Below are 15,157 nucleotides of genomic sequence, written 5' to 3'. Positions count from 1 at the left end.
CGAGGCCGCCTGCCCCCCAGCGGCGGCCTCGCTTGGAGGCGCCCGCCGAAACCACGCGAGCGGTCTTCAGAGCCGCGACTGCAGGCGTTCGATCAGCGGATTGGCCTTGCGGAAGACATAGGCCGGTGCGGAGACCGTGACGTCGTCGGCGCCGGCTGCGGCGAGATGCTCGACCAGCGCGAAGACCGCCTTTTCCGGGCAATGCACCGTCAGCACGCCGCACGCCGCGCTCGCCCCGAAGGGCAGCCGCGCGCCGAACAGGGCGCCGAGATCGCCCAGCGTGTCGGACGGAGCGCCGAGCGTCGCCCGGATCTCGCGCACGGAGCGTGCCTCCTCCTCGGCCGCGATGCGCGACAGGATGGCGTTGGCGGCCGCCCTCGCCCGCTCGCCCCAGGGCGCGCGCACGGAGGCGACGAGATTGGCTTCCGAGGCCAGCATCACGCCGTCGTCGAGGATCTTCAGCGCGTTGGCGGCCAGCGTCGCGCCGGTCGTGGTGATGTCGACGACGATCTCGGCCGTGCCGGCGGCGGGTGCGCCTTCGGTGGCGCCCAGGCTCTCGACGATGCGGTAATCGGCGAGGCCGTGACGGGCGAAGAAGCGGCGGGTCAGATTGACGTATTTCGTCGCGACCCGAAGCTTGCGGCCCTGGCGGCTGCGCATGGCGGAGGCGACGTCGTCGAGATCGGCCATCGTCCGCACATCGATCCAGGCCTGCGGCACGGCGACGACGACATTGGCGTGGCCGAAGCCGAGCGGGGTCAGCATCTCGACCGCGGCATCGGCATCCGCGACCTGCTCGCGCACGAGGTCCTCGCCGGTGATGCCGAGATGGGCGGCGCCCGAGGCGAGCTGCGCGACGATCTCGGACGCCGAGAGAAACGCGACCTCGGCGCCCTCGACGCCGGCAATCGTGCCGCGATAGTCGCGCTCGCCGCGCGACTTGACGAATTTCAAGCCGGCGCGGCCGAAGAAGGCTGTGGCGTTCTCCTGCAGCCGGCCCTTGGAGGGCACGGCGAGAACGAGCGGGGCGTCGTTGGCGGCCGAGTCTTTAGCGGCAATGTCGGTCATGCGGCGTCTCCCGCCAGGCGCTCGAGCCAGATCGAGGCGCCGACGGCCGGAATCGGCGCGGCCGCACCGAGGCGCCCGAGCACCTGGTCGTAGCGGCCGCCGCCGGCGACCGGCTTGCCGTCGCCGCGGCCTTCGTCGTGAAGCTCGAAGATGAAGCCGGTGTAGTAGTCGAGATTGCGGGCGAAGGCGGCCTGGAAGCCGATCGCACCGACATCGACGCCGCGCACGGCGAGGAAGCCGGTGCGCTCGTCGAAGGCGTCGAGCTCGCGGCCGAGATCGAGCGAAGCCTGATCCGCGAGCGCGCGCAGCGCGGCGGAAGCCGTGTCGGGATCGCCCTTGATCGCCAGCACCTGCGCCAGCAGCGCCTTGACGTCGCCATTGACCGGGTTCTCGCGCTCGGCGGCCCGCGCCAGGAAGCGCTCGGCAATGTCGGAGGCGCTGCGGCCGCCGACGGTCGAGATGCCGGCGATGGAGAGCACGTCCTCGACGAAGGCTTTCGCGGCCTTGGGGTCCTGCCCCTCCAGCGCCTTGAGCAGGCCGGCATGGGCGGTCTCGCCGGTGGCGACCGGGGGATCGAGCGCCTCGACAGCCTCGACGCCGCGGCCCTGCACGACGGCGCGCATCAGGCGGCGGCGCGCGCCGGCCGGCACGGACAGCCCGTCCAGCAGCGCACCCAGCAGGGCGACGTCGCCCATCAGGATCTTCGGGCTTGCGAGGCCGAGCGCGGCGGTGGCCTCGACCGTCAGCGCCATGATCTCGGCATCGGTGGCGGCGAAGTCGTCACGGCCGAAGGATTCGATGCCGGCCTGCGCGAATTCGCCGGGCTCGCCCGAGCGCATCCGGAAGACCGGGCCGGCATAGGCATAGGCCGCCGGCTCGGTGCGGCGAGACGCGATGTGATCGAGCGCGACGGGGATGGTGTATTCCGGCCGCAGGCACCAGTCGCGGCCATCGGCATCCTGCGTCATGAAGATGCGGCGGCGGATGTCCTCGCCCGAGAGATCGAGGAAGACGTCGGCCGGCTGCAGGATCGCGGGCTCGGCGCGGGCATAGCCCTCGCGCGCGAACAGCGCGATCACGGTCTCGATGCTGGCAGCGGTCGCGGGCACGGCGGCTTCATCCTGTTACGGGCGCTGTCCTAGCAGCGGCGGGCGCGATTTTCGAGGCATTTGAGGGAAATGGGTGAACGCTTCCCGTCTCCCTCCCCCTGGTGGGGAGGGTCGGCCGAGCGAAGCGGAGGCCGGGGTGGGGGGCGAACGACTGGGTACAACGCTCACCCAGTCATTCGCCCCCCACCCCTATCCCCTCCCCACCAGGGGGAGGGGGAGAGCTTCACGAATGCCGCGCGAGCACCGTCTTCACACCCTCGACCAGCCCCTCGACCGGCACGGAGAACTGCGCCTCCGCCTGCTTGGCCTTGTGCTCGGCGGAATCCTTCACATCGCGGGAGGCGGCGGCGAGTTCGGCGCCGAGGATCAGGTCCTTGATCACCACCGTGCCGGCCTCGCGTTCCGAAGACCCTTGAATGATCGCGCAGACGGCGCCGCGGCGGTCGGCATATTTCATCTGGGCGTTGAAGCCGGATGAGCCGAGATAGAGATCGGCGCGGCAGAGCGGCTTGTCGTTGTCGTCCTTCGCCTGGCGCAGCGTCGAGACGAAGGCCTGATAGCCCGGCATGAACTCCGGCGACTTGTTGTCCATCGCCGTGACGACGACGAGCGGCAGTTCGTTCTTCTGATCGACGATGGGCGACTTCACCGCCTTCAGCGCGGTGTAGAGCCGGGACACGCCGATCGAGAAGCCCGTCGCCGGCACAGGCTCGGGCCGGAAGCGGCCGACCAGCCCGTCATAGCGCCCCCCGCCCGCGACAGAGCCGAAACGCACGACCTGGCCTTGGTCATTGGGGACTTCGAAGGTCAGCTCCACCTCGTAGACAGGGCCGGTGTAGTATTCGAGGCCGCGGACAATCGACGGATCGATAAGAATGCGAGCGGACGTATAGCCTGCCGCCTCCGTCAAAACCGCCATCTGCCGGAGCTCCTCAAGCCCCTCGACGCATAAGGCGTTTTCGCCAAAAGCGCCCAGCAGTTGATCGATGGTCGCTATGTTTGTGAACGAGCGCGTGATTGTCGCTCTGTCTGCTGAGCCGCTGACGTCAGTCCCGACGGAGGGCTGCGCCGACACGTATGCCAGCACCTTATCAATGGCATGGGGTGCCAGCCCCGCGCCCTTTGTAAAATCTCCGCTCTCGTCCTTCCGACCCTCGCCGAGCAAAAGGCGCACGCCCTCCGGCCCGAACTTGTCGAGCTTGTCGATCGCGCGCAGCACCGTCAGCCGGCGCCCGGCATTCTCCTCGCCGCCCAGCCCGATCGCCTCCATGACGCCATCCAACACCTTGCGGTTGTTGACCTTGACGACATAGTCGCCGCGCTTGATGCCGAGCGCCTCCATCGTGTCGGCGGCGAGCATGCAAATCTCGGCATCGGCCGCGACCGAACCCGCGCCGACGATGTCGGCGTCGAACTGCATGAACTGGCGGAAGCGGCCCGGGCCCGGCTTCTCGTTGCGGAAGACATAGCCGGCGCGGTAGCTGCGATAGGGCTTCGGCAGCGCGTCGTAATTCTCCGCGACATAGCGGGCGAGCGGCGCGGTCAAATCGTAGCGCAGCGAGAGCCACTGCTCGTCATCGTCCTGGAAGGAGAAGACGCCCTCGTTGGGCCGGTCCTGGTCGGGCAGGAACTTGCCGAGCGCGTCGGTGTACTCGACGAAGGGCGTTTCGACCGGATCGAAGCCATAGCGCGAGAAGCTCTCGCGGATCACCGCCAGCATGCGCTCGGTGGCGGCGACATCGGCCGGGCCACGATCGACGAAGCCGCGCGGCTGGCGGGCCTTGAGCTTGGCGGGGGCGGGCTTGTCCACGGACATGGGCGTTCGTTTCGTGTGTTCGACGGCGGGATTGGGCCGTTCGGTAGCTTGCGCGGGCGGATGGGGCAAGGGTTTGCGGCTTGCGAAACCTTGCCCGTCATGGTCGGGCTTGTCCCGACCATCCACGTCTTCGTTTGCCGAGGCCTGTGTTCAAGACGTGGATGCTCGCCACAAGGGCGAGCATGACGGCGTGGCTCGTCACTCCGCCGCCACCCGCGCCACCTCCCGCAGCGGGCGATCGGCCAAGCCCGCCTGCGCGAGCTTCTCCGGCAACGGTCCGCCCGTCGCCCAGTCGAGCAGTTCGGCAGTGTGGACCACCGGGGTGGTGGCGCCGCGGTCGGCGAAGCCCTTCGCGATCTGGGTCATGCAGCCGATGTTGCCGGTGGCGACCAGCATCGGCTTGGTCTTCTGGATGTTGCCGACCTTGCGCTCCCGCAGCTGGCCGGCGATCTCCGGCTGGAGGATGTTGTAGACGCCGGCCGAGCCGCAGCAGATATGCCCCTCCGGCGCCTCCTTCACCGCGAAGCCGGCGGCCGAGAGCAGGCGCTTGGGCCCATCCTTGAGCTGCTGGCCATGCTGCATCGAACAGGCTGAGTGGTAGGCGATCGGCATGGCGACATCCCGCACCGGCACGAGATCAAGCGTCGCGACGAACTCCGTGACGTCCTTGGCCAGCGCCGACACCCGCTCCGCCTTGGCCGCATAGGCCGGCTCGTTGCGGAACATGAAGCCGTAATCCTTGATCGTCGTGCCGCAGCCCGAGGTGGTGATCAGGATGGCGTCGAGGCCCTTGCCCTCGATCTCGGCCGTCCAGGCGTCGATATTGGCGCGCGCGAAGGCGTGGGCATCGTGCTCGCGGCCCATATGGTGGACGAGCGCGCCGCAGCAGCCCTCGCCTTTCGGCAGCACCACCTCGACGCCGTGGCGGGTCAGCAGCCGGATCGTCGCCTCGTTGATGGCGGGGTCGAGCACCGGCTGGGCGCAACCGGAGAGAATGGCGACGCGCTTGCCCGCAGGCGTCGTGGCGGGGGCGAAGCTCTGCGGCCCCTCCATCGGCGAGCGCGAGGGCAATTTGGAGGGCGCCAGCGCCAGCATCGCCTTCAGCCGCGCGCCCACCAGCGGCAGCGCGCCGAGCGCCGGCCCCAAAGGCTTCGCCAGCATCGCGCCGAGCATCGCGACACGGAAGCGGCCCGGATAGGGCAGGATCGCGCCCAGCACGCGCCGCAGCAGCCGGTCGTGCCAGGAGCGCTCATAGGTCTCCTCGATATGGGCGCGGGCATGGTCGACGAGGTGCATGTAATGCACGCCGGACGGGCAGGTCGACATGCAGGAGAGGCAGGAGAGGCAGCGATCGACATGCTTCACGACCTCCGCGGTCGCCGGCTTGCCGTTCTCCAGCATGTCCTTGATCAGGTAGATGCGCCCGCGCGGGGAATCGAGCTCGTCGCCGAGCAGCAGATAGGTCGGGCAGGTCGCGGTGCAGAAGCCGCAATGCACGCAGGTGCGCAGGATCTTCTCCGAGGCCGGAAGCCGCGGGTCCGAGGCGAGATGGGCGGGGCTGAAATTGGTTTGCATGGTCTGATATCCGGCTCACTCACCGTCATGCTCGGCCTTGTGCCGAGCATCCACGTCTTGCGACGCGGCTGAAAAGAAGACGTGGATGGTCGGGACAAGCCCGACCATGACGATGAGGGTCATCACACCCCCGCATACATCCGGCCGGGTTCGAAAATCCCCGCCGGATCGAAGCTCGTCTTGATGCCCGCCGTTACCCGCATCAGCGGCTCCGGCAGCGGTTCGAACACCGGCACGCTCGCGCGGATGGCGGCCGGCGCGCGCACCAGCGTGGCATGGCCGCCCAGCGGCCTGATCGCCGTGCGGATCGCGTCGGCCGCGGCATCCGCGCCGGCGGGGACCGCGAGCCAGACCAGCCCGCCACCCCAGTCATAGAACCAGCGCGCGCCCGGCACCCGCGCCGCGATGGCAGCGGTTGCTTTCGGACCCGCGGTAGGGGCGACGGACAGCCGCCAGATGGCCTCGTCGGTGCCGGCGAAGACGCGGGCGTCGCGGACATCGCGCCAGAGTTCGACCGAATCCTGCCCCTCGATCCGCTCGGGTGCGCCATGGGCCCCCAGCAGCGCGATCAGCTCGCGGCTGCGATAGTCGATCGAGTCGGAGAAGTTCTCCAGCCGCAGCAGCGTGCGGGGCTGGGCCGCGCCGATGCCGGCCGGCAGATGCGAGGCGGCGAAGGGCTCATAGGGCGAGCCGAGCGCGGTGCAGAGCAGCGCCACCGCCGCCTCGTCCGAAAGGCCGCGCCAGGCGAGCGTCAGGATGCGCTCCGGCTTCGGCAGCACGCGGAAGGTGACCTCGGTGAGAAAGCCGAGCGTGCCGTAGCTGCCGGCGACGAGCTTCACCAGGTCGAGCCCGGTGACGTTCTTCATCACCCGCCCTCCGGATTTGATCGCCTCGCCGCGGCCGTTCACCAGCCGGATGCCGATGAGGGAATCGCGCGCGGCCCCGGCATTGATCCGGCGCGGGCCGGAGATGTTGCCGGCCGCAACCGCGCCGATGGTCGGCTCTCCATCCGTGCCCAGCAGCGCGCGGTGGTCCATCGGCTCGAAGGGCAGCATCTGGCCGCGCTCGGCAAGCGTGCGCTCGACCTCGGCCAGCGGCGTGCCGGCGCGCGCGGCGATAACCATCTCGGCCGGCTCATAGAGCGTGATGCCGGTGAGGCCGGCGCTGGAGAGCGTGCTCTGCGTCTGCGTCGGGCGGCCGAGCCCGGCGCGCGTGCCGCCGCCGCCGATCGACAGGGGAACGCCGCTGTCGATCACCGATTTCACGATGGCGCAGGCCTGCGCCTCGGTGGTGGGGATGTGGAGGGTCATTGCTGCAAGCCGATCGTCACGCCGCCACCCGCCCTTCCAGCGGGAACACCTTCGCCGGGTTGAGCAGCCAGCGCTGGTCGAACACCGCCCTCACCCGCATCTGCTGGTTCAGATCCTCAGGGTTGAACTGGAAGGTCATCAGGTCGCGCTTCTCGATGCCGACGCCGTGCTCGCCGGTCAGGCAGCCGCCGACCTCGACGCAGAGCTTGAGGATGTCCATGCCGGCATCCTCCGCCTTCTGCGCCTCGACCGGGTCGTTGCAGTTGTAGAGGATCAGCGGGTGGAGATTGCCGTCGCCGGCATGGAAGACATTGGCGACGCGCAGGCCATAGCCCTTCACGATCTCGGCCATGCGGCGCAGCACGTAAGGCAGCTGGCCGGTGGGGATGGTGCCGTCCATGCAGATGTAGTCGGCGATGCGGCCGGTGGCGCCGAAGGCGGATTTGCGGCCCTTCCAGATCGCGGCCGCCTCCATCGCCGATTTGCTCTCCTTGACCGTCTTGACGCCGTGCTCGCGCGCAATGGCGACGATACGGGCGAGCTGGGCGTCCATCTCGGTGTCGGAGCCCTCGACCTCGATGATCAGCAGCGCCTCGACATCCATCGGATAGCCGGCATGGGCGAAAGCCTCGCAGATCTCGATGGCGGGCTTGTCCATGAACTCCATCGCGACGGGAATGATGCCCGCGCCGATGATGGCCGCCACCGCCGCGCCGGCCTGCTCGCTGGTCGGGAAGCCGAACAGCACGGGCCTGGCGCCTTCCGCCGCGCGCAGGATGCGCACCGTCGCCTCGGTGATGATGCCGAGCTGGCCTTCGGAGCCGTTGATCAGGCCGAGGATGTCGTAGCCGGCGGCATCGAGATGGGCGCCGCCGACCTCCACGATGCTGCCGTCGAGCAGCACCATGGTGACGCCGAGCACGTTGTTGGTGGTGACGCCGTATTTCAGGCAATGCGCCCCGCCGGAGTTCATGCCGATATTGCCGCCGATCGAGCAGGCGAGCTGCGAGGACGGGTCGGGCGCGTAGAAGAAGCCCTCGGCCGAGACCTCGCCGGTGACGGCGAGATTGGTGACGCCGGCCTGCACCTTCGCGGTGCGGTTGGCATAGTCGATCGAAAGGATGCGGTTCATCTTGGAGACGCCGATGACGACGGCATCCTCCTGCGGAATGGCGCCGCCGGCGAGCGAGGTGCCCGCTCCGCGCGGCACCACCGGCACGCCCTGCTCGCCGCAGAACTTCAGGACCGCCGCGACCTCCGCCGTGGTCGAGGGCAGCACCACCGCCAGCGGCAGGCGGCGATAGGCGGTCAGCGCATCCGTCTCATAGGGGCGCCGCTCGTCCTCGGCGGTGATCAGCGCCTCGGGCGCGACCAGCGTGGCGAGGCCGGCGACGATCTCCTCGCGGCGGGCGAGGATGCTCTGGTCGGGAATGGGGAAGGCGATGGCGGACATCGTGAACTCCTGCGTCTCCGGCCACCCTCAGCCCTCATCCTGAGGAGCGAGCAAAGCTCGCGTCTCGAAGGATGATCCAGAGCGCACTGGAGCATCCTTCGAGACGCCGCTTCGCGGCTCCTCAGGATGAGGGCTCACGCTGGCAGACCTGTGAGACCCTAGACCAATTCGAAACGACTTGCAGTGCGACCGACGCGCATGATCTTTTCCATAGTCGAAAAAATCGACGAGGGATCTGTGCAGCCATGGACCGGTTCGGCGACCTCGACGTCTTCGCCCATGTCGTGACGGCGCGCAGCATGTCCGCCGCCGGGCGACAGCTCAACCTGTCGCCGGCGGTCATCTCCAAGCGCATCCGCCGGCTCGAGGAGCGGCTGGGCGTGCGGCTGCTGCAACGCACGACCCGGCAGCTCTCGCTGACCGAGGCCGGACAGGGCTTCTACGAGCGGGTCGTCTCGATCCTGTCCTCGATCGAGGATGCCGAGGCCTGGGTGGCGAGTGGGGCCGGGCAGGTGCGCGGCACGCTGCGGGTCTCGGCGCCGACCTCCTTCGGGCGGCTGCACATCGCGCCGCATCTCAAGCCCTTCCTCGACGCGCATCCGCTGGTCAGCGTCGAACTCGTGCTCGGCGACGGCTTCATCGACATCGTCGGCGAGGGCTTCGATCTCGCCATCCGCATTGCGGATTTGCGCGATTCGAGCCTGGTCGCGAAGCGGCTCGCGCCGAACCACCGCGTGCTCTGTGCGACGCCGGGCTATCTCGCGGCAGCGGGCGTTCCGGCGACGATCGAGGACCTCTCGCGCCATACGCTGATCGCCCACAACACCGACCACTGGACGCTGGACGGCCCCGACGGGCCGGTGACGGTACGCGTCGCCGGCCCGCTGCGGACCAATTCCAGCGAGGTCGTGCGCGAGGCGCTGCTGGCGGGGCTCGGCATCGCCTTGCGCTCGACCTGGGATGTCGGGCCGGAGCTGAAGTCGGGCGCGCTGCAGCGGGTGTTGCCGGCCTATTCGGTCGGCAGCCGCGTCGCCATCCACGCGGTCTATCCAAGCCGCCGGCACATGGAGCAGAAGGTGCGCGCCTTCGTCGACTACCTCGCCGAACTCTATGGCCAGACGCCCTATTGGGACGCCGGGCTGACGCTGTAAACGTAAGACGGGCTCATCGGCAGCACGCAGGCGGAGACAGGTTCCATGTTCGGCATTCTCGAAGGCACGGGCTCGACCGTGCTCGATCCCCGCTTCCACCGCATCATTCCCGGCTCGGCCCGCGTCGAGCGGCTTTGGACCGGCTCGCGCTGGGCGGAGGGGCCGGCCTGGTTCCGGGCGCACAACACGCTGGTCTTCTCCGACATCCCCAACGACCGGATGCTGCGCTTCGACGCCATGAGCGGGCAGACGAGCGTGTTCCGGCAGCCGGCGCGCAACAGCAACGGCAACACGGTCGACGCCGAAGGCCGACTCGTCACCTGCGAGCATGGCGGCCGGCAGGTGACGCGCACCGAGCCTGACGGCTCGGTCACCGTGCTGGCCAGCCACTGGCAGGGGAAGCGGCTGAACTCGCCCAACGACGTCGTGGTCAAGTCGGACGGGTCGATCTGGTTCACCGATCCCGACTACGGCATCCTCAGCGATTATGAGGGCAACAGGGCCGAGAGCGAGATCGGCGCCTGCCATGTCTACCGGATCGACGGCCAGAGCGGCGCGCTGAGCCTGGTCGCGGATGATTTCGTCAAGCCCAACGGGCTCGCCTTCTCGCCCGACGAGCGCATCCTCTACATCGCCGACACCGGCGCCAGCCACGATCCGGTCCATGGGCCGCGCCACATCCGCGCCTGCGAGGTCTCTGCCGACGGCACGCGGCTGAAGGATTCGCGGGTCTTCGCCACCTGCACGGCCGGCCTGTTCGACGGCTTCCGGCTCGATGTCGAGGGCCGAATCTGGACCAGCGCCGCCGACGGCGTCCACGTCTATCACCCCGACGGGACGCTGATCGGCAAGATCGCAATCCCCGAGGTCGTCGCCAATGTCTGCTGGGGCGGCCCGCGGCTCAACCGCCTGTTCATCTGCGGCACCAGCTCGCTCTATGCGGTGATGACCAACACGAACGGAGCCGTCTGGCCCGGCCCACGCTGAGCGACGCAAGCGCTCTCGATGACGTGTTCGCGAGGGCAGCGGCCATGGCACACCGCTTGCTGAAGTGCATGCATCTTCCCCACTGGAGTTGCATGCATGTTGAAACGATTGGCATTGTCGGCCGCCGTCGCCCTTTCGCTCGCCAGCGGTGCGCAGGCCGAGTCCGTGGTGCGCTACGGCATTTCGCTGGCCGACATCCCACTGACCTCCGGCCAGCCCGATCGCGGCGCCGGCGCCTATAAATTCACCGGCTACACGATCTACGACCCGCTCGTGGCCTGGGAGATGGACGTCGCCGACCGGCCGGGCAAGCTGATGCCGGGGCTTGCCACCGAGTGGAAGGTCGATCCCACCGACCCGAAGAAGTGGCTGTTCACGCTGCGCGAGGGCGTGAAGTTCCATGACGGCTCGACGCTCGATGCCGCCGCCGTGGTCTGGAACCTCGACAAGGTGCTGGACGAGAAGGCGCCGCATTACGACCGCCGCCAGGCGGCGCAGGTGAGGCCGCGGCTGCCATCGGTGGCGAGCTACCGCGTGGTCGATGCCAGGACGGTCGAGATCACCACCAAGGCGATCGATTCCTTCTTCCCCTACCAGATGCTCTGGTTCCTGGTGTCCTCGCCCGCCCAGTACGAGAAGGTCGGCCGGGACTGGGACAAGTTCGCGATGACGCCCTCGGGCACCGGCCCGTTCAAGCTCGACAAATTCGTGCCGCGCGAGCGCGCCGAACTGGTCAAGAACGCCGACTACTGGGACAAGCGGCGCCTCGCCAAGGTCGACCGGCTGATCCTGCTGCCGATGCCGGAGGTTCTGGCGCGGACCAATGCGCTGATCACCGGCCAGGTTGACATGATCGAGACGCCGGCGCCCGACACCGTGCCGCAGCTGAAGTCGGCGAAGATGCGGATCGTCGAGAACGTGACGCCGCATGTCTGGAACTACCACCTCTCGGTCGCGCCCGGCTCGCCCTGGGCCGATGTGCGGCTGCGCAAGGCGCTCAACCTCGCCATCGACCGCGAGGGCATCGTCGCCCTGCTGAACGGGCTGGCGCGCCCGGCCATCGGGCAGGTCGACCCGACGAGCCCCTGGTTCGGCAAGCCGACCTTCCAGATCAAGTACGACCCGGAAGCCGCCAGGAAGCTGCTCGCCGAGGCCGGCTATTCCAAGCAGAAGCCGCTCAAGACCACCTTCGTCATCGCCCAGGGCGGCTCGGGCCAGATGCAGTCGCTGCCGATGAACGAGTTCATCCAGCAGAACCTCAAGGATGTCGGCATCGAGGTCGAGTTCAAGGTCGTCGAGCTCGAGGTGCTCTACACGCGCTGGCGGAAGGGCGCGAAGGACGAGATGAACGCCGACGTCACCGCCAACAACGTCGCCTATGTCACCTCGGACCCGCTCTATGCGATCATCCGCTTCTTCCACTCCAGCCAGGTCGCGCCGGTCGGCGTGAACTGGGGGACCTGGTCGAGCCCGGCGGTGGATGCGCTGCTCGACGAGGCCGCCAAGAGCTTCGACGTCGCTAAGCAGGACGAGCTGCTCGCCAAGGTGCACAGCCTGATCGTCGACGACGCGGTGCTCGGCTGGGTGGTGCACGACACCAACCCGCATGCGCTCTCGCCGAAGGTGAAGAAGTTCGTGCTGGCCCAGCACTGGTTCCAGGACCTGACGACGATCGGCGTCGACTGATGCCTCCGCCGCCCGCCGGGCCTCAGCGCTCCGGCGGGCGGCCCGGGATCCGGTCGATCAGGAACGGCATGGCGAAGCCGATGATCAGGAAGCGCATCAGGTGGTGCGAGCCGACATAGAGCGTGTCGAGCCCCATCGCGAAGGCGAGCATCGCCATGGCCTCGAGCCCGCCGGGCGCAAAGGCGGTCATCGAATCGGCATATGACACGCCCGCCAGCAGCGCGGCGGGCCAGGCGAAGGCGAAGGCGACGCCAAGCGAGACGAGCAGGCCCCCCGCAGCCAGCGGGAACAGCCCCAGAAGCTCGCGCCGCGGGATGGCGCCGACGCGCCCGCCCATGGTCGAGCCCAGCATGACCAGCACCGCGATCTGCACCGGAGGCGGCAGGCTGCCCTCGACGAGACCGGTGCCATGCGCCACGGCGCTGGCGAGCGTCGCGCCGAACATCATCGGCGCCGCCACGCCCATGCGGTCGAGCACGAGCCCGACGCCGAAGCCGGCGAGCAGCAGCAGGAGCATCGTCCAGGCATCGAGGATCTTCGCCGGCGGCGTCGGGAGGTCGGAATGCAGCCCCGTCAGCTGCATCAGGCTGGGCAGCAGCGCGACCAGAACGAGCAGGCGAAACAGCTGGACCACCGAGATGCGGCCGATATTGGCGCCTTTCGACTGGGCGACCGCCAGCACCGTCGCAAGCGCCCCGGGCGCCGCCGCCAGCAGCGCATCGAGCCAGGACCAGCGCGCGACATAGCGCAGATAGGCGCCGGTGGCGGCCATGATGCCGGCCATGGCAAAGAGCAGGACGACCAGCGAGGCCGGATAGCGCACCGCCGCAGCCAGGGCCTCGGGCGTCGCGGCCGAGCCGATGATCGTCCCCGAGAGCAGCACGGTGGAATCGAACCAGGAGCGGCGCAGCACCGGCAGGGGCCGCACGAACGCGACGAGCGCGCTCAGGATCATGGCGCCGGAGAGCCAGGCGGCCGGCGCGCCCAGCAGCGAGAACAGCGCGCCGCCGATCGCGGCGATGGTGATGACGATCGCCTCCTGGGACAGGACCGTCAGCGTCTTCGAAGTATGACCCGGTTGCGCCATGATGCCCCGCCGCGCTGCTGCAATGCAGCATAACTGTCATGGCGACAGGTCGCGCCGGGGTCAATTTGGCGGGCGGCCCGCGTGACGCACGGCCGTCATGCGCGCCGGGCCTGAGCGCCGGCTCTCCGGCCGCCCTCAGCCGGCCAGGGCGCGCTGCAGCCTGGCGACGGTCTCGACCAGATCGGAGGCCTTGCGGGCGAAGCAGAGCCGCAGTCCCGTCTCGCCGCCGGGGCCGAAGGCGGTTCCGGGCGCGAGGCCGACATTGGCCCTGTCGACCAGGTCGATGGCGAGCGCCCGGCTGTCCTGCCAGCCATCGACCGAGAAGAACTGGTAGAGCGCCCCATCGGGCGGGGACAGGGTGACCCGGTTGGTGGCCTTCAGCCCCTCCGCGATGATCCGGCGGCCTTCCGTGGCGCGGGCGATCTGCTCGGTGACGAAGGGCTCGCCCTCGTCGAGCGCGGCGATGGCGGCGCGCTGGACGAAGACCGGAACGCCGGAGGTCGAGTACTGGATCAGATTCTCGATGACCTGGCCGAAGGCGGGCGGGGCCTCGATCCAGCCGACGCGCCAGCCCGTCATGGCCCAGTTCTTCGAAAAGGTCTGGACGAAGAGGACGCGTTCCTCCGGCTCCATCACGTCATGGAAGGAGGCGGCGCGGGCGGAGCCGTCATAGACGAAGCGGGCATAGATCTCGTCGGCGATGATCCAGAGGCCGTGCTGGCGTGCCAACTCCAGGATGGCGGCCAGTTCATCCTTCGTGGCCGTCCACCCGGTCGGGTTGGCAGGCGAGTTGATGGCGATGGCGCGCGTCTTCGGGGTGATGGCCGCGGCCAGCCGGCCGAGGTCGAGCGAGAAGCGGCCCTGGACATAGTCCATCGGCACATTGACGGGGATCGCTCCGGCGACGCCGATCGCGGCGGCGACATTCGGCCAGGCCGGCGTGGGGATGACGACCTCGTCGCCGGGCCCCGTGATCATGCGGACGACGATCTGGACCGCCTGCATGCCCGAGCCGGTGACGAAGAAGGAGTCCATGCCGAAGGGCCGGCCGTAGAGCGCGGTGTGGTAGCGCGCCAGCGCCTCGCGCAGGTCCGGGATGCCGCGCTGCCAGGTGTAGAAGGTCTCGCCGGCGGCCAGCGAGGCGTTGGCGGCGCGGGCGATGAAGTCGGGTGTCGGCAGATCGCCTTCGCCGACCCAGAGCGGGATCAGCCCCTCCTTCATCCGGCCGTGATTGACGACCTCGACGATGCCGCTTTCCGGCGCGTTGCGCGCCTCGGGGCGCAGCGACGACAGCAGGCTGGTGCCGGCGACAGGAGCGGTGGACATCGTGGGCGACCTCACAGGTTAGACCGCACTGCTTTAGCCGATGACGGCGCGCGCAGGCATGAAATCGCGAGATCGGGTCGATCGGTCGCGGTGATGAATCGACGCGACCGATCGCGCGTCCGTCAGACCGTCTTCTGCTTCAGCAGGTCGCGAATCTCGGTGAGAAGGACCACGTCCGCCGCCGGCGGGGTCGGCGCTTCGGGCTTCGCCTCCTCGGCGCGGCGCAGCCGGTTGATGCCCTTCACCACCAGAAACAGCACGAAGGCGATAATCAGGAAATTCAGCGCGACGGTCATGAACGAGCCATAGGCCAGGACCGCGCCCTGCTTCTTGGCCTCCTCGAGGACCGGGGCCGTGACGCTGCTGTTCAGGCCGACGTAATAGTTCGAGAAATCGAGGCCGCCGAGCGCGCCGAAGAACGGCATGATGATGTCGGACACCAGCGAATCGACGATCTTGCTGAAGGCCGCGCCGATGATGACGCCGATCGCAAGATCGACGACGTTGCCCTTCAACGCGAACTTCTTGAATTCCTCGATCATGCTTCAGACCCTTCCGGTGATGGTCGGCCGATCTCGCTCGGCCGTGC

12 protein-coding genes are annotated in these 15,157 nt (G+C 68.7%); 3 read left to right on the top strand and 9 right to left on the bottom strand.

All coding sequences use genetic code 11. From position 1 onward, the window contains the following. Positions 1–66: 66 nt before the first annotated feature. The 6 genes from hisG to BSY19_RS12130 form a co-directional block, all read right to left on the bottom strand. On the bottom strand, positions 67–1,068 hold the full coding sequence (gene hisG, locus BSY19_RS12155; protein ID WP_069054403.1) for an ATP phosphoribosyltransferase: 1,002 nt from the start codon (positions 1,066–1,068) through the stop codon (positions 67–69). Next, positions 1,065–2,177, bottom strand: coding sequence for an ATP phosphoribosyltransferase regulatory subunit (locus tag BSY19_RS12150; protein WP_069054402.1), 1,113 nt, complete (start codon positions 2,175–2,177; stop codon positions 1,065–1,067). The genes hisG and BSY19_RS12150 overlap by 4 nt, the downstream gene beginning before the upstream one ends. A gap of 223 nt (positions 2,178–2,400) precedes the next feature. Then, positions 2,401–3,993: a histidine--tRNA ligase gene (gene hisS / locus BSY19_RS12145; protein ID WP_069054401.1), complete on the bottom strand. Its 1,593-nt coding sequence runs from the start codon at positions 3,991–3,993 to the stop codon at positions 2,401–2,403. A gap of 198 nt (positions 3,994–4,191) precedes the next feature. After that, positions 4,192–5,568, bottom strand: coding sequence for a glycolate oxidase subunit GlcF (glcF, locus tag BSY19_RS12140; RefSeq protein ID WP_069054400.1), 1,377 nt, complete (start codon positions 5,566–5,568; stop codon positions 4,192–4,194). A gap of 122 nt (positions 5,569–5,690) precedes the next feature. Next, positions 5,691–6,878, bottom strand: coding sequence for a glycolate oxidase subunit GlcE (gene glcE / locus BSY19_RS12135; protein WP_069054399.1), 1,188 nt, complete (start codon positions 6,876–6,878; stop codon positions 5,691–5,693). Positions 6,879–6,894: 16 nt separating this feature from the next. After that, entirely contained in the window at positions 6,895–8,331 is a 1,437-nt protein-coding gene (locus BSY19_RS12130; protein WP_069054398.1) for an FAD-binding oxidoreductase, read from the bottom strand. 245 nt (positions 8,332–8,576) lie between these two features. Here BSY19_RS12130 and BSY19_RS12125 point away from each other — a divergent pair, with 245 nt between their 5' ends. From BSY19_RS12125 to BSY19_RS12115, 3 genes are all read left to right on the top strand, one after another. Beyond that, positions 8,577–9,482 carry a LysR family transcriptional regulator gene (locus BSY19_RS12125; RefSeq protein WP_069054397.1) on the top strand — a complete coding sequence of 302 codons (906 nt, stop codon included), beginning with the start codon at positions 8,577–8,579 and terminating at the stop codon, positions 9,480–9,482. Between the two features lie 45 nt (positions 9,483–9,527). Further along, the gene (locus BSY19_RS12120; RefSeq protein ID WP_069054396.1) at positions 9,528–10,469 is read left to right on the top strand and encodes an SMP-30/gluconolactonase/LRE family protein; all 942 of its coding nucleotides are present in this window, start codon (positions 9,528–9,530) and stop codon (positions 10,467–10,469) included. A 96-nt stretch (positions 10,470–10,565) separates the two neighbouring features. After that, positions 10,566–12,155, top strand: a complete 1,590-nt coding sequence (locus tag BSY19_RS12115) for an ABC transporter substrate-binding protein (RefSeq protein ID WP_069054395.1) — start codon at positions 10,566–10,568, stop codon at positions 12,153–12,155. A 22-nt stretch (positions 12,156–12,177) separates the two neighbouring features. Here the strand turns inward: BSY19_RS12115 and BSY19_RS12110 are convergent, their stop codons facing one another. The 3 genes from BSY19_RS12110 to mscL form a co-directional block, all read right to left on the bottom strand. Continuing rightward, positions 12,178–13,242 (bottom strand): AbrB family transcriptional regulator, encoded by a 1,065-nt coding sequence (locus BSY19_RS12110; protein WP_069054394.1) that lies wholly within the window; start codon positions 13,240–13,242, stop codon positions 12,178–12,180. Positions 13,243–13,377: 135 nt separating this feature from the next. Beyond that, positions 13,378–14,568: a pyridoxal phosphate-dependent aminotransferase gene (locus BSY19_RS12105; protein WP_069054393.1), complete on the bottom strand. Its 1,191-nt coding sequence runs from the start codon at positions 14,566–14,568 to the stop codon at positions 13,378–13,380. Between the two features lie 122 nt (positions 14,569–14,690). After that, positions 14,691–15,110: a large conductance mechanosensitive channel protein MscL gene (mscL, locus tag BSY19_RS12100; RefSeq protein ID WP_069054392.1), complete on the bottom strand. Its 420-nt coding sequence runs from the start codon at positions 15,108–15,110 to the stop codon at positions 14,691–14,693. Positions 15,111–15,157 lie beyond the last annotated feature (47 nt).

Source organism: Bosea sp. RAC05 (genome assembly GCF_001713455.1).
Classification (GTDB): domain Bacteria; phylum Pseudomonadota; class Alphaproteobacteria; order Rhizobiales; family Beijerinckiaceae; genus Allobosea.
This window is presented reverse-complemented; position numbering and strand designations above follow the sequence as displayed.